At 67.3% G+C, this 791-nt stretch carries 1 protein-coding gene; it reads left to right on the top strand.

What is annotated here, in order from left to right:
- On the top strand, positions 1-233 hold a 233-nt coding region (locus tag GWK61_RS54885; RefSeq protein WP_194922341.1), incomplete at its 5' end, for a hypothetical protein.
- Between the last annotated feature and the right edge of the window lie 558 nt (positions 234-791).

The raw sequence follows: 791 nt of genomic DNA, 5'->3' as shown, positions 1-791 counted from the left end.
CCACCGGAACCGATCTCGTCCAGAACAATCCATGGTCGAAGGAGCTGACCGCCCCACAGACCGACGTCCTCGGCGGCTCGGCACACGTGGTGCGCCTGTCGGCCACATCGGCGAACCAACAGCCCGGCCTGGTCTTCCGCCTGGTCACCGAGGACAACTTCGGAACGCTGCTGGGCTGGCCGTTCCAACTGCAGGGGCGGCCGAGCCCGTCCGCGACGGATTCACCATCCTGATAAATGTGGCGCCCTCGGGGATGCTGGGGTGTCGCGTTGCCAGCATCTGAACCGGCAGCCGAAATCGCCAAGCTGCCCGCCCCGCACCCCCGAGTTTTGTATTTCTCCGGTCGGTTTTCGGTTCGTTCCCCTCGGTCGCGTCGGCAGGGCTTCGCCTACAGTGCCGGTGGCCGGGAGTCAAGTTCGCGCTATACAAACCGCCGCTTGCAGGCCCGACCGCAACCGCGCGGACTTTACTCCCGGACACCGGTGCTGTACCCCTTGGGGCTGACGACGCGACCGTGGGGAACGGACCGCACCACCTCACAAACCGCCGCCGCAGGGCCCTGACCCGGCCACCCTATGGAACCGCGCCAGTTCCCCGAGGGAGCCAAGAGCCCCCGCCGGAGGCGCCTGCCGTTGACTTCAGGCGCCCACCACGCACGACCGCCGCCCGCCAACACAACGCGTGCGCAGTGACTCGGACCGCCGCGCACCACTTGCACAACCGGCAGCCGCCCACGCGCATCGAGTGGCACAGCGAACTGCGTCTCGATCCGTGATTAGTCAATACCAGGT

It is taken from the genome of Catenulispora rubra (assembly GCF_015356825.1).
In the GTDB taxonomy this organism is placed as follows: domain Bacteria; phylum Actinomycetota; class Actinomycetes; order Streptomycetales; family Catenulisporaceae; genus Catenulispora; species Catenulispora rubra.
This window is presented reverse-complemented; position numbering and strand designations above follow the sequence as displayed.